The sequence below is a fragment of the Phenylobacterium sp. genome, assembly GCF_030651185.1.
Taxonomy (GTDB): domain Bacteria; phylum Pseudomonadota; class Alphaproteobacteria; order Caulobacterales; family Caulobacteraceae; genus Phenylobacterium.
Genome location: NZ_JAUSCJ010000041.1, coordinates 173,832 through 194,545, shown reverse-complemented (window position 1 = coordinate 194,545; position 20,714 = coordinate 173,832). Strand labels below are relative to the sequence as shown.

Below are 20,714 nucleotides of genomic sequence, written 5' to 3'. Positions count from 1 at the left end.
CCTGAACGGCGGGGAGAAAGCAAGCTTGCGCTACTCAAATCGGAGCTAGGCGAAATAGTCGCACCCTCGATTAGCACTCCGGGGGCGCCAGAAAAGCTATGAAGGGAATCGGAGGGACCGGACGAAATGCGTCAGAATTGGCTTCGGAAAGCGGGCGACGTTCCATTTCGCGCGCGCCTGGATCAGGCCATCACCGGCATCCGCGAGGCGACCCCGGTCCGTTTGGTGGTCTGCCTCTGCGCCTTTGTCATTTTTACCGTGCTCCTCAGCCCAGTCCAGGCGGCGGTCTGGCTGATCACCGTGCTCGTGATGGAGATCTGGGTGCTTCGCGCCATCGCGCGTTATCGGCGTGGACCCGTGGATCGACGCGCCCGTTTCGGAGTCCGGGGGGCCATGATCGGCGTGGTCCTCTGCTGGACCACCCTGGCGCTTCTGCTCTGGCGCGACGCCGGCCTGGCGGGCCAGGCCTGCGCGCTGATCCTGGTGATGACCCTCGTCGCGGTGTCCATCCTGCGGTTCTTCAGCACCCCGGCGATCTTCGTCGTCGCCGGCTCGGCGCCCGCCCTCGTCACCTTCCTGTTCCTGGGGTTCCGGGAGGGGCGTGACCTGACGGACCTGCTGGCGATCAGCCTGGCCCTGAGCCTCAGCGTCGTCTTTTCCCTGGGCCGCGCCATCGCGACGCCCTCGGCCCAGGCCCAGCAGTTGCGGATCAACGACACCCTGCGCGAGCTCCAGATCCTGACCGACAACGTCACCGACGTGATCGCGCGCACCGATATGGCCGGCGTCCACACCTATCTTTCGCCCTCGGTGGAGAAGGTGCTCGGCTATCGCCCCGAGGAACTGATCGGGGTCTCCCGGGCGGATATTGTCGACCCGGCCTATTATGCGCTCATCCTCGAGGCCAGCGCGCGGATGCAGGCCGATCCTGAGCGGTCGGAGGTGATCACCTGCCGGGTCCGCCACAAGGATGGCCGCTGGCTGTGGATCCAGACCAACGCCAAGCTGGTCTATGAAAATGGAATCCCGGCGGCGGTCATCGACGTCAGCCGCGACATCACTGAACAGGTGGCCAAGGACCTGGCCCTGCGCGAGGCCAAGGCCGAGGCCGAGAGCGCCACCCAGGCTAAGGCCGACTTCCTGGCCAATGTCAGCCACGAGATCCGCACCCCGATGAACGGGGTGCTGGGCGCCCTGCAGCTGCTGGAGCGCGAGCCCATCTCGCCCGAGGGTCGCGAGCTGATGCGCCAGGCCGCCGACTGCGGGCTGATGCTGTCGCAACTGCTCAACGACGTGCTGGACTTCTCGAAGATCGAGGCCGGCCAAATCGACCTGACCCCCGCGCCGATGGATGTCGGCGAGGCCCTGGACGCCGTGATGGCGCTGCTGGACGGCCAGGCCCGCGCCAAGGGAATCGAGCTGTATCGGGAAATCAGCGGAGCGGACCTCTGGATCGCCGCCGACCCGGTGCGGGTGCGGCAGGCGATGTTCAACCTGCTGGGCAACGCCATTAAGTTCACCCCGGTCGGCCACGTCGCCGCCCGCCTGACGGTCACGACGGAGCCCGACGGCCAGCGCCACGTCCGGCTGGAGATCGAAGACACCGGGGTCGGTATCCCGCACGAGGCCCAGCCCCATCTGTTCGAACGATTCCGCCAGGCCGAAAGCTCGACGGCGCGGCGCTTCGGCGGCTCAGGCCTGGGTCTCTCCATCACCCGGGCGCTGGCCCAGCTCATGGGCGGGGATATCGCCTTCACCAGCACCCAGGGTGTGGGCTCGACCTTCTGGCTGGACTTCACCGCCCCGGCCGCGACCCCGGTCCTGGCCTCCCCGGTGGACGAGGGGCTGCTGGAGGGCGTGCGCATCCTGCTGGTGGAGGACAACCCCACAAACCGTCTGGTGGCCCGCACCCTGCTGACCCGCCTGGGCGCGCAGGTGGCCGAGGCCGAGGACGGGCTGGTCGGCCTGAACGCCGCTCGCGATGGCGGCTTTGATCTGATCCTGATGGACGTGCAGATGCCCAACATGGACGGCATCGAGGCGACGCGGGCCATCCGCGCCCTGCCAGGCGTCGTGGCCCAGACCCCGATCATCGGCCTGACCGCCAACGTCATGACCCACCAGCTGGGGGCCTATCGCGCCGCCGGCATGAACGGGGTGGTGGCGAAACCGATCGCGGTCGCCGCCCTGATCGGTCAGATCGCCGGCTTGCTGGGTGAGGACGACACCGCCATCGCGGTCTGAAAATAGAGGACAGGCGCGGCTGAGCGGCGTATCGGCCCGCCATGACCGAACTCTTCTTCGACCTGCAGCCGACCCATAACCCGCACCGCTGGTTCATGCCCCTGACGCCGGCCGTCTGCGTGGGCCCGCCCGGCAACCTGTTCATGTACGGCGGCATCGGCCTGGCCAGCGCCATCGCGGCCATGGAGCGGACCTGCGGACGGCCGGTGATCTGGGCCACGGCCCAGTACCTCTCGTATGCGCGGCCGGGCTCGGTGGTGGACCTGGACGTCCGGGTGCCGGTGCAGGGCAAGTACAACAGCCAGGCCCGGGTGATCGGCCACGTCGGCGACCAGGAGATATTCACCGTCAACGCGGCGCTGGGCGCGCGGCCCAGCACCGTGTCCCACCAGTGGGTGAGCATGCCCGACATGCCGGCGCCGGAGGATTGCGAGCGCTCGGTGCTGTGGGGCGACCAGGGCGACAACCTCAACGGGCGCCTCGATGTGCGCATGGCCAAGGGCCGCTATGGCGAGGGGCCGCGCACCGGCCAGCTCAGCGCCGATGGCCGGCTGGTGATGTGGATCAAGCCGGTGGAGGACTACGCCGTCGACGCCAGCATGCTGGCGATCGTGGCCGACTATGTGCCCTCCGGCGTCGGCGCGGCGCTCGGCCGCCAGGGCGGCGGCAACAGCCTGGACAACACCCTGCGCATCCGCCGGATCGTCCCCACCCGGTGGGTGCTCTGCGACATCCAGATCACCGGCATCCACGGCGGCTTCGCCCACGGCATCATGAACCTGTTCGCCGAGGACGGGGAGCTGATGGCCACCGCCAGCCAGTCGGTGATCGTGCGGATGATGGACTAGGATCGGCGCCCCGCAGGGCTGCCCGCCCGGATCACGTGCAGGGCGTTCAGCGCATATTCCACGTCCTCCACCGTGTTGCGGAAGCTCGGCGTCAGGCGGACGTGGCGTTCGGCATAGGGCGAGACCGAGCCGATGATCTTGTAGTTCCGCAGCCGCCGGGACACGCCGTCCGACGACAGGCCATCGACATCAAAGGCGACGATGCCGGCCGACAGCCGCGGATCGCGGGGCGTGCGCAGGCGAATGTGGGGCATCTGGACCAGGCCCTCCTTCAGGCGGCCGGCCAGCTCCACGGTGCGGTTGCGGATATTGCTCTTGCCCACCTGCTGGTGGAAGCCGAAGGCCTCGCTCAGGGCCCAGACCTGCTCGAAGGCCTTGAAGCCGCCGGGCGTCATCCGCGCCCCGGTGGTAGGGCCCGGATCGTAGCCGCCGAGCCAGGCGGAATAGGCGCCTTCCGCCAGGAAGCTCGGCACGGTGGGCTCGACCCGGGACCAGCCGAGCGGGGTGCCGAAGATCACGCCCGTGCCCCGCGGCCCGAACAGCCACTTGTGGCAGCCGGCCACCAGGAAGTCGCAGCCCAGCGCCGGCAGGGTCGTATCCTCCACCCCGAACCCGTGCACTCCGTCGACGCAGAACAGCACCTTCTCGTGCGGCGCGCGGTTGGCGTTGATGGGGATCAGCGCGTCGGCGATCGCCCGGATCGGCATCTTCAGGCCGGTGGAGGAGTGCACCCAGGTCAGGGCCAGGACGCGGGTCTGGGGTCCGATATTGGTGATGATCCGCCCGACGATCTGTTCGACCGTCACGGTCTCCACCCGTTCGAACAGGCTGATCTTGCGCACCGTCCCGCCACCGCGCAGGGCGGCCAGCCGCAGGCTCTCGTGGGTGACATAATAGTCGTGGGTGGTGGTCAGGACCTCCTGGCCGTAGCGAAGGCCCAGGCCGTTGTAGAGCAGGCCGATGCCGGAGGTGGTGCTTTCACACAGGGCGACGTTCTGCGCCGGCACGCCGAAATAGGTGCCGGCGGCGGCGCGGGCGGCGTTCTGAAGCGGCCGGTTGTTCCTCTCCAGATAGCGGACCGGATTGGCGTCCAGGGCTCGGCGGTGGCGGTCAATGGCGTCGCGCACCGGCTTGGGGTTGGACGCAAACAGCATGGCGGAGAGATCGACCTCGCTCCAGTCCAGGGCCCACTGGCTTCGCACCCAGGCCCAGTCGACAGTTCCCGGCGCGGGCGGCGGCGGGCCGGGCTGGGGCGCGGCGGGAACATGGGGCTCGCCATCAGCGAAGTCGGGATCGGTGGGGGCTTCGCTCTCCTGCGCCAGGACGGCGGGCGCGAGGGCGGCGGCGCTCAGCGCGAGACCCGAGCGCGCCAGCAGGTCACGCCGGCTGGGCGCGTCGCCGCGGGATTTCGAAGCCATGGCTCCCCCTCTTGGACTGTCCTGGCCGACAGCCCGAGGCGGATAGTCAGGTCAGAGTCCGCGGCGTTCACCCTGTTTCTTGCCCAGGATGAATCGGGAGCGGTATTACTCGGCAGGGTTAGCCGAACTTCTCCATGTCCTCGTCGGAGATCTCGTAGTCGCCGTAGACGCTCTGGACGTCGTCGTCGTCCTCGAGGGCGTCCAGCAGCTTCATCAGCGTGCCCACGGGATCGCCGCTGATCGGCGTGCCGCCCTTGGCGCGCCAGATGATCTTCGTGGACTTGGCCTCACCGAGGCTGGCTTCGAGGGCGGCGGCGACCTCGGCGAAGGATTCGTAGGCGGTGAAGATGGTGTGGGTCTCCTCGTCGGACTCCACATCCTCGGCGCCGGCCTCGATGGCGGCCTCCATCACCTTGTCCTCGCTGCCGACCTTGGCCGGATAGACGATTTGGCCCAGGCGATCGAACATGAAGGCCACCGAGCCGGTGGCGCCCATGTTGCCGCCGTTCTTGGAGAAGGTGGACCGGATGTTGGCCGCCGCGCGATTGCGGTTGTCGGTCAGGCCCTCGACGATCAGGGCCACCCCGCCGGGGCCGAAGCCCTCGTAGCGCACTTCGTCATAGGATTCGGCGTCGCCGCCGGCCCCCTTCTTGATGGCCCGGTCGATATTGTCCTTGGGCATGGACTCCGCCTTGGCGTTGGCCACGGCCAGCCGCAGGCGGGCGTTCATGGTGGGGTCGGGCAGGCCCGACTTGGCGGCCACGGTGATCTCCCGCGATAGCTTGGAGAACAGCTTGGAACGCACCGCGTCGGCACGTCCTTTGCGGTGCATGATGTTCTTGAACTTGGAATGTCCGGCCATGAGTGGTCTGTTGTTCTCGTTCAGGCGGTGGGTTGAGGGCTTCTAACGCCAGGGGGCGCGGAAGGCCAGCGGGGGAGGAACCTCCCCGATTTCGAAGGGTTTGAGTGGCATGAAAGAGCAGTACGAACCGATGAGCGACTATGCCGAGGCGTGGGACGGATCCCTCATCTACGGCAAGGAGTCCCGTCGGACGGGGTTGGGCCCGGTGGCCGCATCGAGCGCCATGTTCGGAACCTTCCTTCTGGGCGCCTTGGTGGGCGTTAGCGTCATGGTGCTGCTGCGCCAGCTGGATGACGCCAACGACGGCGGGGTCATCCTGCGTCGGGTCTAGGGCGCGCCCTCAGGGCGACCAGACACAACGCGCACCCGATCAGCGAGGCGGCGCCCATGCCGTAGCGCTCGACGTCGCCCTGGGCGGCGAGATTGCCCAGCGTGTTCAGCGCGAGCTGGATCGCAAGAACCAGATTGATCCACCAGAAGGGCCGGTGGGGAAGCCCCACCCCCAGGTCTCCAGCGCGGACCAGCATGACCGCGGCGGCCAGGACGAGATAGACGGCCGCGCCGGTGCTTGCCGCCCGCAGGCCGTCGGGCAGGACAGGCGAGCTTGCGCCGCCCCACGCCATCCTGCCGAATGGGGCGCCCAGGGCCAGGGCGACCTGGAATGCGGCGAAGGCCAGGCAGAACCCGGCCGCCCCCCGCGCCGCGGCGCGTCCGGGGGTCATGCCGGCTCGCAATCGATCTGGGCGATGGTCCCGCCGACCAGGGCGTAGATGGCGTCCTGCGGCACGGGCAGGGTCAGCAGCGCCTCGCGGGGCAAGCCGCCATAGATGCCGCGCAGGAATCGGCCGGCCAGGCCGTGGGACACCAGGATGAGGTTCTCCGCCTCGCTGACGCTGGCCAGCCAGGCGGCCAGCCGCGACCAGATCGCGTCGAAGCTCTCGCCGTCCGGCGATTGGAAGTAGCGTTCGGGATAGGGGATGTCGTCTGGCCGCCGGGCCTCCAGGTCCTCAAGCGACAGCCCGTCCCAGGAGCCCATGCTGGCCTCGGCGACGCGCGGATCGAGGCTGGGGATCAGCGCCCCGCCCATCGCCTCGCAGATGATCCCCGCCGTCTGTCGCGCCCGGCCGAGCGGGCTCGCCACCATCCGCCAGCCGGTGGTGTCGGGCACGAGCCGGCTGAGCAGTTCGCCCATCCGCCGCGCCTGGGCTTGGCCCAGGGCGGTGAGGGGCGAGTCCGACGCGCCCTGATAGCGGCGCGCCAGGTTCGACTCCGTCTGGCCGTGACGGACGAGATAGATCACCGCTTGCGGCGCACGACCGGGTGGGACGAGGACAGGCCGCCGTCGACGACGATGGCCTGTCCGTTGACGTAGGAGGCCTCGTCACTGGCCAGGAACAGGGCCGCGTTGGCGATCTCGATGGGCACGCCGCCGCGGGTCATGGGGTTGAGCTGGCCGATCTTCTCCTCGTTGCCGCGCGCCCGGGCGCCGTCGAAGATCGGCTGGGTCATGCCGGTCTCGATCAGGCCGGGGCAGATGGCGTTGACCCGCACGCCGGTGCCGTAGAACTCGTTGGCTGAGGTCTGGGCCAGGTTGATGACCCCGGCCTTGGAGGCCGAATAGGGCGAGCCGCCCGCGCCCGAGCGGATGCCGGCCACCGAGGCGGTGCAGATGATCGAGCCCTTGCCCTTGGGGATCATCACCCGGCTGGCGTGCTTCACCAGCAGGAAGGCGCCGATCAGGTTGACCCGCAGGATCTCCGCCCAGAAGGCGCCGTCCTGGTCGTCGAAGCCGGTCCAGCCACCAGAGATGCCGGCGTTGGCCCAGGCCACGTCGAGTCCGCCGTATTCCGAGATGGCCCGGGCCACCAGGCTGGCGACGAAGGCTTCGTCACCGGCGTCGCCCGCCAGGGAGACGGCCTTGCCGCCCGCATCGGTGACCATTTTCGCGGTCTCATGGACGGTGTCCATCTTGTCGGCCAGGACCAGGCTGGCGCCCTCCTGGGCGAACAGAACCGAGGCCGCGCGGCCGATGCCGGAGCCCGCGCCGGTGATGATGGCGCTCTTGCCGGAAAGACGTCCCATGGAGATTCCTTTGCTCTGAATAGGGGCCCGGCTGTCAGCCGAGGATGAAATTGACCACCAGCCCGCCCGCGATCAGCAGGCAGAGCGGCGAATAGTAGAGGCGGTTGAGCCCGTAGAAGCTCGTGGCCCGCGCCTGGCGCCAGAGGGCCGGGACATAGCCCGCGATCCCGCGGGCCAGGAAAACCAGGGTGATGGCGATATAGGCCAGGGCGAAGGTCGGCCGCCAGGGGCCGTCCCAGGCCTCGACGCTGAACATCAGCACGGTGAGCGCGGCGCCCAGGATGGCCGTGGCCACCAGGGCGGTCAGCCAGGTCGGCGGCAGGCCCGCGCCGGGGCGGGCCCCCATCACCTTGTCCGACAGCGACACCGGGTCCTTGCCCGGCCAGTAGATCCCGGCCGCCCAGGCAAAATGCAGCAGGCTGATCGCGGTCAGCACCGTCGCCAGGGTCAGGGCGACGGGGTTGGTCACTTGCTCTTGGCCACCGCGGCCAGGATGGCGTCGGCGACGATGTCGTAGAGGGCCGGCGGCACGTCGTGGCCCATGCCGGGGATCACCCGCAGCTCGGCGGCGGGAATGGCGGCGGCCGTCGCCTCACCGCCGCGCAGCGGCACCAGGGGATCGTCGGCGCCGTGCAGGACGACGGCGGGAACCTTGAGGGTCTTCAGGGCCTCGGTCCGGTCTCCATAGGCGCGGATGGCGGCCATCTGGCGGGCCGAGCCGGTGGGATTGAAGGCCCGGCCATGCTCGGCGATCACCCGTTCGCGCAGGGCGCCCTGCGGCCAGGGATAGCCCGGACTGCCGATGGTCTGCGCGTTGGCGACGCCGTGGGCGATGAAGGCCTCGCGGTCGGCGTCCGGGTTGGGCGGCGCCACGGTCAGCACCGCGCCGGCCTCCGGCGTCGGGTCCATGGTGCCCGGCGCGCCGCTGGCCGACATGATCGAGGTCAGCGAGAGAACCCGGTCGGCGTGCTCGATGGCGATCACCTGGCTGATCATCCCGCCCATGGAGACGCCGGCGATATGGGCCTTGTCCACGCCGACGGCGTCCAGCACGGCCATGGCGTCGTTGCTCATGTCCGACAGGCTGTAGGCCTGGCCCGGCTGGAACCAGGTGGACAGCCCGGTGTCGCGGTTGTCCATGCGGATGGCGCGAAAGCCCTTGGCGGTCAGCTTGGCGCAGAAGGCCTCGGGCCAGCGGGTCATCTGGGAGCCCAGGCCGTTGATCAGCAGGATGGTCTCGGGACCGGAGCCGAAGACCTCGTACTCGATCGCCGCGTCGCCGTTCTTAGCCTTGGGCATGGATGTCCTCCCTGATGATCTGATGCTGGGTGTGACCCCCAGTTTCGTCATCCTAGGCCTTGTGCCTAGGACCCCTCCAGCCGTTGCTCAAGCCTTGCGGAATGAAGCCGTGAGAGGGGTCCTCGCCACGAGGGCGAGGATGACGGAGGTAGGTTGGTCTTACGGCACCATCACCACGCGGCCGACGGCCGCGCGGCTTTCGATATAGGCGTGGGCGGCGGCGGCTTCCGACAGCGGGAAGACCCGGTCGATCACCACTTCCAGCTCACCCTTGGCGGCGTCGTTGATCAGTCTTTGTACGTTGTCGTGCACCCGGTCGGTGCCGATCTCGGCGCCGAGGAACACGCCTGAGACAGAGCGGTTGCCGCCCATCAGTGAGCCGACGTCGACGACCATGGGTTCGCGCCCGGCGTTGCCGACCAGGGAGACCCGGCCGCGATAGGCCAGGGAATTGATCGAGCCCTGCAGGGTGGAGCCACCGACCGAGTCGACAACGACGTCCGCGCCCTTGTTGTCGGTCAGGCGGCGGACCTCCTTGGCCACATCGCTGCGGGTGTAGTTGATGCCGTGGTCGAGACCCAGGCGCTTGAGCTTTTCCAGGCGCTCGTCGGAGGAGGCGGTGGCCAGGATCAGGCCCGCGCCGGCCCGCTTGGCCAGCTGGATGGCGGCCACGCCCACGCCCGAGGCGCCGGCCTGGATCAGGACGGTCTCGCCCTTCTTCAGGCGGCCGAACTCGAACAGGCAGTCATCGGCGGTGCCGAAGGTCACCGGAATCGCGGCGGCCATCTTCACGTCGTAGCCGTCCGGGATGACCCAGCAGTTGCGGGCGGCCACGGCGCGCAGGGCGGCGTGGCTGCCGTAGTTCATCAGCGTCGCGACCTTCTGGCCGACCTTCAGGTGTTCGACCTCGGGGCCGACCTCGATGATGGTTCCGGCCGCCTGATAGCCCACCACGTGCGGTTTGGTGACCAGTTGGCCGCCGAAGCGGCTCAGGACGTCGCCGCCCTCGATGGCGATGGCCTCGACGGCGATGATCACGCCCTTGGGGTGGCACTGCGGATCCGGCACGTCCTCATATTTCAGGACTTCGGGCCCGCCGTTCTCGTAATAGACAGCTGCCTTCATGGGAGGTCTCCTAATGACTTAAAACAATTGTTTGACTTGGGTCTCACGCCCAAGCCGGCTAGGCAAGTCGAGGAAATCTAAAGGCGGACGCGACGTCATGGAACTGGCGAAACCACGGGTCGACATCGGGCTGTCCACCAATCACCTCGAACCCATGCTGGCCTTCTGGCAGGGCGAGGCGGGTATTCCCTTCGACCACCTGCTGAAGATCCGCCGCGGCCAGGACCAGCACCGCCACGACGCCCTGGGCTCGGTACTGAAGATCAACCACCATGCCGACCCCCTGCCCGACACCCCCGCCACCGGTTACCGCGAGCTGATCGTCGCCCGGCCGGGGCTGACGGCGCCGAAGGCCCTCACCGATCCGGACGGCGCCCGCGTGACCCTGGTTCCGCCCGGCCACGAGGGTGTCACCCAGATCGGCATCCGCCTGGCGGTCCGCGATCTCGCCGCCCATCGGAGATTCTATACCCACGGCCTGGGCCTCACCGAGGAGACGCCCGGCGCCTTCCGGGCCGGCGAGACCCTGCTGATCCTGGAGGAGAGCCCCGACGCGCCCTCCGACGCCGGGATGTCGGGCAAGGGCTGGCGCTACATCACCTTCCAGGTGTTCAAGGTCGACGAGGAGCACGCCCGCATCCTGGAGAAGGGCGGCCGTCAGGCCATGCCCCCCACCACCCTGGGGACCACCGCGCGCATCTCCATGGTGCGCGATCCCGACGGCAACTGGATCGAAATCTCCCAGCGCGCCTCCATCGTGGGAACCCTGGGCGCGCACTGAGAATTTGCGGTTCCTCGAACGCGTTCGCTAGAGTGCGGGGCGCGGGGGGAATCAGTTTCAGTCATGGACGATACGAAGAGCGCCAATGTCGCCCTGGTGATCGAGACCATGTACCAGGTCGCCGCCAATCCCGACTCCTGGCAGCAGCTCATCGACGCCCTGGCCGACGCCGGCGACCTGCAGGACATGCCCCCCGAGGCGGCGCAGGACATGGCCCGCAGCCAGGATGTCGCCCGCCTGACCGCGCGGCCCGAGGAGGGCCCCATCCCCGCCGGGCGCAACGACATCGGCTGGATCGTGCTGTCGTCGCGGCGCAAGGTGCTGGCCGCCAACACACTGGCCCGGGATGTGATGGCCTCAAGCCTCGGGCGGATGAAGGTCGGGGCCGAGCTTGGCTTCGACGACCCCGGCAACGCCGAGGCCCTGACCCGGGCCCTGGCCCAGTCCCGCGCCCAGGCCGGGGGGCAGACCATCCTGCGCCTGGATCGCGGCGAGGACGATGGTCCCTGCTTCGCCTATGTGGCGCCCGCCCGCGCCCTGCCGGGCGTCGCCGACGCCGCGGCCATCGAGCTGGCCGACGACGACCAGGCCTATGCCCTGATCTTCCCGGCGGTGGAGGAGACCGGCAGGCTGTGGTCGTCCATCCGCGAGAGCTTCGGCCTGACGCCGGCCGAGCTGCGCCTGGCCCGCAAGCTGCGGGATGGCCGCTCGCTGAAGGAGGCCGCCGACGAGCTGGAGGTCAGCGTCAACACCCTGCGCAACCAGCTCCGCGCCATCTTCGACAAGATGGGGCTGAAGCGGCAGAGCGACCTGATCCGGGCCCTGACCCAGCTCTCCTCAGTGGCCAGCGCCATCGAGATCCAGACCCCCGGCATGATCCCCCTGGCCAGCGCCGACGCCCCGCCGGTGGTGGCGATCACCCTGCGGGATGGCCGCCGCCTGGCCTATCGCGACTATGGCGTTCCCGCCGGCCGCTCGGTGCTGATCTTCCATGAGGGCCTGGGGTCCAGTCTGTTGCCGCCGGGGGCTCAAGGCCTGGCCTGCGAGCTAAACCTGCGGCTGATCTGCGCCGAACGGCCGGGGTTCGGACAGTCAGACCCCAGCCCGGACTATAGCTTTGACAGCGTCGCCGATGACATGGTGGAGCTCTGCGACCAGCTTGGCCTGTCCGAGGTCCGCATCGGCGCCATCCTCTCCGGCGCGCCCTCGGCCCTCCAGACCGCCATCCGCCTGGGGCCCCGCGCCGCGGGGGTGCTGCTGTGCTCGGGGCGTCCGCCCCGGCCGGTCAGCGAGATCCACCACAAGAACCCGCTCACCCTCTTCCGCTCGCGGATCGAGAACAATCCGTGGGTGATCGAGACCTTCTACGCCATCCTGCGCCTGCGGATGTCGGCGCAGCTGGTGGAACGCGTTGTCCGCGGCTCGGTCGGGGGCTCCCCGGGTGACGCGGCCTATTTCGACGAGAACGCCCACATCGCAAGCTACATCGCCACCTATGTCGGCGAGGCCCTGGCCCGCACGAGCCGCGGGGCGGCCGACGAGGTGAAGGCCTTCCGCCGCGCCCGCAACCTCACCGTCGCCGACCTCGCCTGTCCGCTGGAGGTCTGGCACGGCGACCAGGACGTCTTCGCGCCCCTGGCCGATCTGCTGGACTATCTGGGGGACAAGCCCCGCGAGGTTCGGGTGGTCCCCGGCATCGGCCACCTGATGGCCTTGAAGCATTGGGACGAGGTCCTGCGCCGCGCCGCAGCCTGAGACCCCCCAGATCGGGGCGCATAGTCCGTTTGGATCATGCGGGGACGGGCGCGAGCCGTCAGACAGGGTTTGCGAACTCTAAAGACCTACCCCCAAGGGTCGACCGAGTGTCCTGTCATTCCTGTCCAAGGCGCGCCCGCGCCTGCCGCCGAAGGTGGTGTGTGGACCCGAGCCGACAGGATCCCGGCCTCTCGCGGGGACGGCTTGTCGGCGGACCTGGAGAGCGTCCGCCGGTGAGCTGAACGATCACCCGTGAACCCACAATTCAAAGGCTGGGGGGCCAACCGAGATGAAGAAGATCCATATTCCCGTCGTCGTCGCCGGGGCTCTGATGCTGACGGCCTGGGGCGCGCCGCCGATCGCCGCCCCGACCGCGCTCACCGCGCCCGCCCCCATCGAGGGCTCGGCCGGCAAGTACGCCTCGCCCTTCACCTCCGACGGCGTCACCGCCGGCTGGGTGACCAAGTCGATGTCGGTGAAGGCCGCCGGCCAGATCGGTTCGATGGCGGGCAACTACGCCGGTCAGAAGGCCATGGAACAGGTGCCCTTCGTCGGCGGCTTCCTCGGCAAGAAGGCCGGCGCGGCCATGGGCCGGGGCATCGCGCTGAAGTCCATCGGCGGCGAGGAGTTCCTGCGCGCCTCGACCGACCTGTCCTTCAATTCGCTGAACGACATGGCGCTCTACATGTACGTCAACCACTCCACCAACCCGGAGTACCAGAAGATCCTGGACGCGACCTACGCGATCTATCCGGACTTCCAGGTCGCCTACCTGCCCGCGCTGCAGAGCGCCTCGGTCGGCAAGTAACCACAGGCCAAACACGGGGATTCGGCCGCGTGTCGGGCGCGGCCGATGACCCTCTGAAATTTCAGGCGGCCACCCCAAGGGCCGTCCACGCCAAGGGGGCGATCATGCGCATTCAAACCACCACCATCGGCCTGCTGGCCGCCCTCGGCTTCGCGGCCGCCGGACCGGCCCTGGCCGCGCCGAAGCTGAAGCCGCAGGGCTCGGCGACGGTCTATCGCGACACCACCACCTCCGACGGGGTGCGGGGCGTGGGCACCGAGAGCCAGGACATCGTCTCCATGGCCGACGCCATGTTCCGCGATCTGCTGAACGTGCCGGAACTGATGAATCGCCCGACCCCGCCGCGGATCATCGTCGACCCGAAGTTCTTCCGGAACGAGAGCTCCGAGATCATCGACAAGGCCCTGATCACCGACCGCATCCGGGTCAACCTGCTGCGCGCCGCCGGCGGCCGCATGCGCTTCATCGGCCGCGAATACGCCGGGGCGGTGGAGGAAGAACGCGCCCTGAAGGACGCCGGCAAGGTGGACGTCGGCACCACGGGCCGCACGCGGGCCCAGGCCGGCGCCGACTACCGCCTGGTGGGCCGCATCGGCACCCGGGACGCCATCGACACCCGCACGGGCACGACCTCGCGGTTCAGCCAGTACACCTTCGAGCTGCTCGACATGGAGTACGGCGAAATCATCTGGTCGAACCTGTACGAGTTCAAGAAAGAGAACCGCGACGACGTCGTCTACCGCTAGGTCCGACGATGAAACTCGCAGCCCTTTCAGGGGCGCTTGCGGTCGCCGCCTTCGGCTCGGCCCAGGCCAAGCCGCCGCCTCTCCTGCCGCCCGTTCCCTATGACGCGGGACCGGAAATCTTCGTCGACCGCCTGGCCAGCGACCTGCCCACCAATCGGGTCCTGAACCAGATGGAGATCGGCGCCCGGGCCTTCTGGCGCGCCGACTACGCCACCGCAAAGCCGGCCCTGGACGACGCCATCCTGCGCGTCGACTCGGTGTTCGCCGACAACGCCAACGCCGCCAAGGCCCGCAAGCTCTGGTACGACGAAGGCTCCAAGGACTTCAAAGGCGAGCCCTACGAGCGGGCCATGGTGTTCCTGTACCGTGGCCTGATCTACCTGCACGACGCTGACTATGAGAATGCCCGGGCCGCCTTCCGGCGCGGCCTGATGCAGGACGCCTTCGCCGAGGAGGACCAGAATCGGTCCGACTTCGCCCTGCTGCTGTTCCTCGACGCCTGGGCCAGCCATCTCAACGGCGACACCGACCTGCGCGACGAGACCATGGTCCAGCTCAAGAAGCTGCGCCCCACCTATGGCGGCATCGGCGAGAAGGACGACACCCTGGTGCTGGTGGAAACCGGCATGGCCCCGCGCAAGCTGGGAGACGGCGCCAGCCACTCCTTCTTCGTCTACCGGCGCGGCAAGCCGATCCTGGAAAACCAGGTCCAGGTGATGAACGGCGCGGCCCCCATGCAGGCCTATCCGATGGAGGATATCTTCTATCAGGCCTCCACCCGCGGCGGCCGGGAGATCGACAAGATCCTGGCCGGCAAGGCCCAGTTCAAGGCCACTACCGGGGGCATCGGCAGCTTCCTGTCCGACACCACGGTGGCGCTGTCGGAGAACAACGGCGCATTCAGCGCGGGGGGCCAATACGGCGACGCCGTCGCCGCTGTCGGCGTGCTGTCCGGGGTGCTCCTGATCGTCTCCTCCAGCTCCAAGCCCCAGGCCGACGTCCGCACCTGGAGCTCCCTGCCCGACACCGTCCACGTCCTGACGATGGGGGCCGGCGGCAGGAGCCTGAACCTCACCGCCAACTTCCTCAAGGCCGGCGTCCCGGTGGCCGAAAAGCCCGTCACCTGCGCCACCGACGCCAACCGCAAACAGCTGTGCCTCGTGCGCGCCCACTAAAAGAGAACGGAAATCCCATGACCTCCTTCCGCAAACACCTGACCATTGTCGCCGCCACCGCCGTGCTCGGCTTGGGCCTGGCCGCCTGCGAAACCACCCCGCCCGAGGGTGGCGTCCGCATCGACCAGCAGAACAACATCCGTCCTGAGCTGAACTCGGTCCGGGTGATCGACAACACGCTCGCCAAGTACGTCGGCCGCAAGTTCAAGGTCGACAGCCTGCTGGACACCGAGGGCGCCTACGTCTCCACCGGCCCCACGGGCTTCAAGAAGATCACCGTCCAGATCCGCAACAAGACCAATGTCGCCCTGCCGCTGCAGGTGCGCGCCAGCTGGTACGACCAGAACGGCGTGCCCACCGACGGCGCCCAGGCCTGGACCAGCCTCTTCGTCCAGCCCAACGCCATGGTGACCTTCGAGCAGAACTCGGCCCGCCTGAACTCGGCCCAGTACTACGTCGAAATCCGCGGCGCCGACTAAGCGCGTCTCAAGACTCAGGAGGGTTCGATGTCGAACCAAACCAAGCTCTTCGCCACGGCGCTGACGGCCCTCCTGGTCGCCGGCCCCGCCATGGCCCAGCCGTACCGGCCCCAGGCGCCGGCGGTGACCTATCGCGAGGGCATGCCCGACGTGAACACCCCGCCGCCCAGCGCCAATCCGGACGCCGGCAACTACACGTCCTCGTCGAGCTTCGCGCGCTGGTACGCCGGCGCCGGGCGGCCCACCATGCTGATGTTCTGGAACCGCCAGCTGATCGAGGACGCCACCAGCCAGTACGACAGCGTCCAGACCACCAGCTCGGCCGGGATCGCGGTCGGCCAGGGCGCCGCCGTGCGCGGCCGGGGCTGGGCGGCCAGCGCCTCCAGCGGCATGGCGGCCTCGGCCAGCGAAAGCCGCCAGTACCAGGAGCGGATGACCGACTCGAGCTACGGCTTCCGCAGCAACAACTTCACCCGCAGCGTCGAGAGCTCGATCCTCAACACCTTCCTGTCGGCGGGCGCCCGGATCGTCGATCGCGAGGCGGTGATCCGCAAGGTCTCGGCCAAGCAGTCCCGCGAGGACCGGATGGACATCCAGTACCTGGAGACCTTGGCCATGGGCCAGGGCATCCAGTACCTGATCGAGATCCTGCCCGACGATGACGCCTCGTCGCCCACCGGGGTCACCTTCACGGTCAAGGTCACCCACCTGCCCACCTCCACGGTGCGGGCCCAGTTCACCACCTCCGGAAATCCGCCGAAGGGCGAGGCCAAGTGGGTGGCGGTGAACGGGGCGGGCTTCGAGAAGCGCAGCGGCCCTAGCCGCCAGACCCCGCAGCTGATCGGCGCCCAGGTGGCCTACGACACGATGACCAAGCTTCGCTAGGGCCCAGGCTCTGGCGCACGGAAAGGGCCTGGAGATGGCCCGTCGTCTTTCCTTCGGGCGGGACGGAACGGCTGGGCTTGGGGGAGTTACCGGCCGGATCTCCAGACAGGCGTGGCCACCCCCCGGCGGCCACGCCTGTCGACCTTTTGATGGACATCGCCATTGCCCCGTCCGACCCTGTCTCCAACGAGAGCGTGCAGGGAAGGGACCACCATGACCACGAAAGCCTTGGTGCTGGGCGGCGGCGGGCCGGTGGGCATCGCCTGGGAGTCGGGACTGATCCAGGGGCTGGCCCAGGGCGGAGTTGATCTCGGCAAGGCCGATTTCATCATGGGAACCTCGGCGGGGTCCTTCGTGGGCGCGCGCCTGGCCCTGGGGGCCGACGCCGCCACCCTGGCCGACCCGATCCTGGCCGAACCCCCACCGGCGCCGCGTCCCGAAGGACAGGCCAAACCGGCCTCGAGCGCGCCCGCGGCCGACCTCTCGGTCCTGGTGAAGATGATGGCCGAGGCGCAAGGCGGCGTCCGGGATCCGCAGGAGGTCCGCGCCGAGATCGGCGCCTTCGCCTTGGCCGCCCAAACCCCGGACGAGGACACCTTCATCCAGAGCTTCGGCCGGTCCTTCGCGGGCCTGCCAGACGACGCCTGGCCCGAGCGCGGCTACGCCTGCTCGGCGGTCGATGCGATCACCGGTGAGTTCCGTATGTGGACCAAGGACTCCGGCGTTGGCGTCACCCGCGCGGTGGCCTCGTCCTGCGCCGTGCCCGGCGTCTATCCCCCGGTCACCCTGGAGGGCCGCCGCTACATCGACGGCGGCATGCGCTCCACCCTTAATGCCGACCAGGCGACGGGCTACGACCTTGTCGTCGTGGTCCAGGTGCGCGGCGGGGCCACCGCCGGAGCTGCGGCCCAGGCCACGGCCGCCCGTGTCGAGGCCGAACTCGACGTGCTGCGCAAGGATGGCGGCAAGGTGGTGCTGATTGGCCCCGATGCGGGCAGCCAGGCGGCCATGGGCCTCAACCTGATGGACTTCCGCAAACGCGCTAATGCCGCGCGGGCCGGCCTGGCGCAGGGGTTGGCCCAGGCGGCGGAGCTGAAGGCGGCCTGGGCTGGGTAACCTTTTCCTCCCCCATGAATGGGGGAGGAAAAGGGTCGTGGCTGCTTGCTACCCGTTCCGCTTCACGAAGGCCCGGATCGCGGCGATCACCTGGTCCTGGTGGTCGGCGGTCAGGTAGGGGTGCATGGGCAGGCTCATCACCTTTTCCGCCGCCGCGTCGGTGACCGGCAGGCCGCCGGGCGCGGGGTAGCGGGAATAGATCTCCTGGCGATGGATCGGGATTGGGTAGTAGACGGCGCTGGGAATCTCGGCGGCCTTCAGGTGGGCCGCGAGGCCGTCGCGGTCCTCGGTTTCGATGGTGTACTGCGCCCAGACGCTGACCCCGCCTTCGATCACCTTAGGCGTGCGCACCACGTCGGACAGCCCCGCGCCATAGCGGTCGGCCACCCGGTTCCGAGCGGCGATCTCGTCGGCGAAGATGGTCAGCTTCTGCAACAGCACCGCAGCCTGGATGGTGTCCATCCGGCTGTTCATGCCGATCCGCATGTTCAGGTACTTGGGGTCGTGGTCGAAGGTCTTGCCGGCGATGTCGGACTTCACCGCCTGGCCGTGGACCCGCAGGGAGACCAGCAGGTCGTGCAGCCGCTCGTCCTTGCACAGCACCGCCCCGCCGTCGCCGTAGCAGCCCAGGGGCTTGGCCGGGAAGAAGCTGGTGGTGGTGACGTCGGCCCAGGCGATCGGGTGCTGGCCATTCAGCGTGCAGCCGAAGCCCTGGGCGGAGTCGGCGATCAGCTTCAGGCCGTGCTTCTTGGCGACAGCGCTGATGGCCGGATAGTCGGCGGGCTGGCCGAACAGATCCACCGCGATCACCGCGCGCGGGGTCAGCTTGCCCTCGGCCTTGATGGCCTCGATGGCGGCGTCCAGCTTGACGGGATCGAGGTTGTAGGTGTCGGGCAGGACGTCGACGAACACCGGCGAGGCGCCCACCAGGGGCATGACCTCGGCGGTGGCCGCGAAGGTGAAGGAGGGGCAGAAGACCGCGTCGCCGGGGCCAATGCCCCAGGCCATCAGCGGCAGCTGGATCGCCTCGGTGCCTGACCCACAGGACAGCACGAAGGGCGCCTGGCCGAATTCGCCCAGCTCCTTTTCCACCTGGGCGATCTCGGGGCCCATGATGTAGGCGCCTGAGCGCACCACCTTGAGGATCGCATCCTCCAGCGGCTGGCCGAGACGGGACCGCTGGGCCTGGAGGTCAATGAACGGAATCGGCATGGGTCGGAGTCCCGGGTCACGAAGCGGCGCGCTTCATGACACGGCGAGTCTAGCCAAGCCAAACACGCTTGTTGTCGAAAAATTGCGGGGAGACCTAACCCTCGCCCCCTTCAGGGGGAGAGGGAAGGGTGGGGGAGACGCGCAGCGGGCTGCGCGTCTCAGCCTCCGAGCGGCAACGGAAGCTCAGAAAGAACCCTCACCCTACCCTCTCCCACAAGTGGGAGAGGGGGTGACAATCCCCTAGATCTGCCGGGCGCGGCCTTCCCAGTAGGGGGCGCGGACCTTGTTGCGCTGGATCTTGCCGGCTTCGGAGCGCGGCAGTTCGGTGACGAAGTCCAGGCCGCGGGGCACCTTGTAGGCGGCCAGGGTCTGGCGACCGAAGTCCAGGATCTCCTGGGCCAGCTTGTCCGACGGCTCGTAGCCCGGCTTCAGCATGATCACGGCGCGGACCTGCTCGCCCCACTCATCGTGGGGGATGCCGACGGTGGACGAGTCGGCCACCGCTTCGTGCTTGATCAGCTCGTTGTCGATTTCCTGCGGGTAGATGTTGACCCCGCCCGAGATGATGGTCTCGGCGTTGCGGCCGGTGAGGAACAGGTAGTCGTCCTCATCGAAATAGCCGACGTCGCCCATGGTGAAGAAGCCGTCGCGCCGGTTGGCGTTGGTCTTGGCCTCGTCCTTGAAATAGGTGAAGCCGCCGCCGGGCGGGAGCTGGTGATAGATGCCGCCGGGCACGCCGGCCGGCAGCTCATTGCCTTCCTCGTCGAGGATGCGGACCTGCAGCATCTGCGGGCGCTTGCCGACGCTGCCGGGCTTCTTCAGCCACTCCTCGGAGGTGATGGCGAAGCCCGCGCCGCCCTCGGAGCCGGCATAGTACTCGCTGAGCACCGGGCCGAACCACTCGATCATGGCGTGCTTGACCTCGGGCGGGCAGGGGGCCGCGCCGTGGACCACATACTGCACGTGACTGACGTCGTGCTTGGCTTTCACCTCAGGCGGCAGGGCCAGCAGACGCTGGAACATGATCGGCACCAGGTGCAGGTGGGTGACCTTCTTCTCCGAGATGGTCTTCAGGACGTGCTCGGAATCCCACTTGTCGATGAAGTGCAGCGGAATCCCGGCGTTCATCGAGGCGTTGACGTCGAAGGCCAGGGGGGCGGCGTGGTAGGCTGGGCCGGCGCACAACTGCACCGAGGTCTCCGGGGCGTAGCCGCGCAGGGCCAGGGAGCTGGGCGGGATCACCGGCGGCTGGGCCCGGTGCACGCCCTTGGGCCGACCGGTGGTGCCGGAGGTGTACATCATCTGGTTGCCGCGGACCGGGTCGGGGATGTCCGAACCATCCTCCGCCGCCAGGGTGGCGTCGTAGTTGAGGAAGCCTTCGATATCGCCGCCCACCGACAGCTTGATCAGCAGGTCGGGGCATTCGGCGGCGGCGGACGCGGCGGCGGCCACGCGGGACTCGGCCACCAGGGCCTTGGCCTCGCAATCCTTGATGATGTAGGCGATCTCGTCGACCGTCAGGTGCCAATTCACCGGGGTGATGCGCAGGCCGCTGCGCTGGGTGGCCGCCAGGGCCTCGATGAATTCGGCGCGGTTGGAGCAAAGCAGGGCCAGGCTGTCGCCGGCCTTCAGGCCCGCCTTGCGCAGGGTGCGCACCAGCTTGTTGGCGTTGGCATTGACCTCGGCGAAGGTCTTTTCTCGGCCCGAGGGGTCCACCACCGCGGTGCGGTCGGGCGCCTGATCGGCCCAGAAGGCTACGGTCATGCCGTGGTTGGCTGATTCATCCAGAGCCGCGATAAATTCCTCGCGTGTTTTAAAATCTTCCATCTCAAATTCCTCCCGTCGCCCGGTGGCCGGCAGCGGCTTTCACGCGGTGCAA

At 68.6% G+C, this 20,714-nt stretch carries 21 protein-coding genes; 11 read left to right on the top strand and 10 right to left on the bottom strand.

Features of this window, described 5'->3' with window-relative positions; all coding sequences use genetic code 11:
• The first annotated feature begins 126 nt into the window (after positions 1 to 126).
• Positions 127 to 2,244, top strand: coding sequence for an ATP-binding protein (locus tag Q7J39_RS20360; protein WP_304829848.1), 2,118 nt, complete (start codon positions 127 to 129; stop codon positions 2,242 to 2,244).
• A 41-nt stretch (positions 2,245 to 2,285) separates the two neighbouring features.
• Positions 2,286 to 3,092: an acyl-CoA thioesterase II gene (locus Q7J39_RS20355; RefSeq protein ID WP_304829844.1), complete on the top strand. Its 807-nt coding sequence runs from the start codon at positions 2,286 to 2,288 to the stop codon at positions 3,090 to 3,092.
• Here the strand turns inward: Q7J39_RS20355 and Q7J39_RS20350 are convergent.
• Positions 3,089 to 4,510, bottom strand: a complete 1,422-nt coding sequence (locus Q7J39_RS20350) for an aminotransferase class V-fold PLP-dependent enzyme (protein ID WP_304829841.1) — start codon at positions 4,508 to 4,510, stop codon at positions 3,089 to 3,091. The two genes, Q7J39_RS20355 and Q7J39_RS20350, sit on opposite strands and share 4 nt — an antisense overlap.
• 118 nt (positions 4,511 to 4,628) lie before the next feature.
• Positions 4,629 to 5,372, bottom strand: coding sequence for a YebC/PmpR family DNA-binding transcriptional regulator (locus Q7J39_RS20345; RefSeq protein ID WP_304829838.1), 744 nt, complete (start codon positions 5,370 to 5,372; stop codon positions 4,629 to 4,631).
• Positions 5,373 to 5,481: 109 nt separating this feature from the next.
• Here Q7J39_RS20345 and Q7J39_RS20340 point away from each other — a divergent pair, with 109 nt between their 5' ends.
• Positions 5,482 to 5,703, top strand: a complete 222-nt coding sequence (locus tag Q7J39_RS20340; RefSeq protein ID WP_304829835.1) for a hypothetical protein — start codon at positions 5,482 to 5,484, stop codon at positions 5,701 to 5,703.
• On the opposite strand, the gene Q7J39_RS20335 is transcribed toward Q7J39_RS20340, so the two are convergent.
• The 6 genes from Q7J39_RS20335 to Q7J39_RS20310 form a co-directional block, all read right to left on the bottom strand.
• Positions 5,684 to 6,094, bottom strand: a complete 411-nt coding sequence (locus Q7J39_RS20335) for a hypothetical protein (protein ID WP_304829830.1) — start codon at positions 6,092 to 6,094, stop codon at positions 5,684 to 5,686. The genes Q7J39_RS20340 and Q7J39_RS20335 overlap by 20 nt on opposite strands.
• Positions 6,091 to 6,672 carry a histidine phosphatase family protein gene (locus tag Q7J39_RS20330; protein WP_304829828.1) on the bottom strand — a complete coding sequence of 194 codons (582 nt, stop codon included), beginning with the start codon at positions 6,670 to 6,672 and terminating at the stop codon, positions 6,091 to 6,093. Before Q7J39_RS20330 ends, Q7J39_RS20335 begins: the two co-directional genes overlap by 4 nt.
• Entirely contained in the window at positions 6,669 to 7,454 is a 786-nt protein-coding gene (locus Q7J39_RS20325; RefSeq protein ID WP_304829825.1) for an SDR family NAD(P)-dependent oxidoreductase, read from the bottom strand. Before Q7J39_RS20325 ends, Q7J39_RS20330 begins: the two co-directional genes overlap by 4 nt.
• 34 nt (positions 7,455 to 7,488) lie before the next feature.
• Positions 7,489 to 7,923 (bottom strand): DUF3995 domain-containing protein, encoded by a 435-nt coding sequence (locus Q7J39_RS20320; protein WP_304829822.1) that lies wholly within the window; start codon positions 7,921 to 7,923, stop codon positions 7,489 to 7,491.
• Positions 7,920 to 8,753 carry an alpha/beta fold hydrolase gene (locus Q7J39_RS20315; RefSeq protein ID WP_304829819.1) on the bottom strand — a complete coding sequence of 278 codons (834 nt, stop codon included), beginning with the start codon at positions 8,751 to 8,753 and terminating at the stop codon, positions 7,920 to 7,922. Before Q7J39_RS20315 ends, Q7J39_RS20320 begins: the two co-directional genes overlap by 4 nt.
• 159 nt (positions 8,754 to 8,912) lie before the next feature.
• Positions 8,913 to 9,878: a zinc-binding alcohol dehydrogenase family protein gene (locus Q7J39_RS20310; RefSeq protein WP_215338356.1), complete on the bottom strand. Its 966-nt coding sequence runs from the start codon at positions 9,876 to 9,878 to the stop codon at positions 8,913 to 8,915.
• A gap of 97 nt (positions 9,879 to 9,975) precedes the next feature.
• Between Q7J39_RS20310 and Q7J39_RS20305 the strand changes: the two genes are divergently transcribed.
• The 8 genes from Q7J39_RS20305 (at position 9,976) to Q7J39_RS20270 (ending at position 17,623) form a co-directional block, all read left to right on the top strand.
• Positions 9,976 to 10,659, top strand: a complete 684-nt coding sequence (locus Q7J39_RS20305; RefSeq protein WP_304829814.1) for a VOC family protein — start codon at positions 9,976 to 9,978, stop codon at positions 10,657 to 10,659.
• A 63-nt stretch (positions 10,660 to 10,722) separates the two neighbouring features.
• Positions 10,723 to 12,414 carry an alpha/beta hydrolase gene (locus Q7J39_RS20300; protein WP_304829811.1) on the top strand — a complete coding sequence of 564 codons (1,692 nt, stop codon included), beginning with the start codon at positions 10,723 to 10,725 and terminating at the stop codon, positions 12,412 to 12,414.
• Positions 12,415 to 12,703: 289 nt separating this feature from the next.
• A complete protein-coding gene (locus Q7J39_RS20295; RefSeq protein WP_304829808.1) occupies positions 12,704 to 13,222 on the top strand; it encodes a hypothetical protein in 519 nt (172 codons plus the stop codon).
• Between the two features lie 104 nt (positions 13,223 to 13,326).
• Complete coding sequence (locus Q7J39_RS20290) at positions 13,327 to 13,968, top strand: hypothetical protein (RefSeq protein ID WP_304829805.1); 642 nt, start codon at positions 13,327 to 13,329, stop codon at positions 13,966 to 13,968.
• 8 nt (positions 13,969 to 13,976) lie between these two features.
• Entirely contained in the window at positions 13,977 to 15,143 is a 1,167-nt protein-coding gene (locus Q7J39_RS20285; protein WP_304829802.1) for a hypothetical protein, read from the top strand.
• A 17-nt stretch (positions 15,144 to 15,160) separates the two neighbouring features.
• A complete protein-coding gene (locus Q7J39_RS20280) occupies positions 15,161 to 15,622 on the top strand; it encodes a DUF1425 domain-containing protein (RefSeq protein WP_304829799.1) in 462 nt (153 codons plus the stop codon).
• Between the two features lie 27 nt (positions 15,623 to 15,649).
• The gene (locus Q7J39_RS20275; RefSeq protein WP_304829796.1) at positions 15,650 to 16,507 is read left to right on the top strand and encodes a hypothetical protein; all 858 of its coding nucleotides are present in this window, start codon (positions 15,650 to 15,652) and stop codon (positions 16,505 to 16,507) included.
• Between the two features lie 213 nt (positions 16,508 to 16,720).
• Positions 16,721 to 17,623, top strand: coding sequence for a patatin-like phospholipase family protein (locus tag Q7J39_RS20270; RefSeq protein WP_304829793.1), 903 nt, complete (start codon positions 16,721 to 16,723; stop codon positions 17,621 to 17,623).
• A 48-nt stretch (positions 17,624 to 17,671) separates the two neighbouring features.
• Here Q7J39_RS20270 and Q7J39_RS20265 read toward each other — a convergent pair whose 3' ends face one another.
• Together Q7J39_RS20265 and Q7J39_RS20260 are read right to left on the bottom strand one after the other, a co-directional pair.
• On the bottom strand, positions 17,672 to 18,835 hold the full coding sequence (locus Q7J39_RS20265; RefSeq protein ID WP_304829790.1) for a DegT/DnrJ/EryC1/StrS aminotransferase family protein: 1,164 nt from the start codon (positions 18,833 to 18,835) through the stop codon (positions 17,672 to 17,674).
• Between the two features lie 240 nt (positions 18,836 to 19,075).
• The gene (locus tag Q7J39_RS20260) at positions 19,076 to 20,599 is read right to left on the bottom strand and encodes an AMP-binding protein (RefSeq protein WP_304829788.1); all 1,524 of its coding nucleotides are present in this window, start codon (positions 20,597 to 20,599) and stop codon (positions 19,076 to 19,078) included.
• Between the last annotated feature and the right edge of the window lie 115 nt (positions 20,600 to 20,714).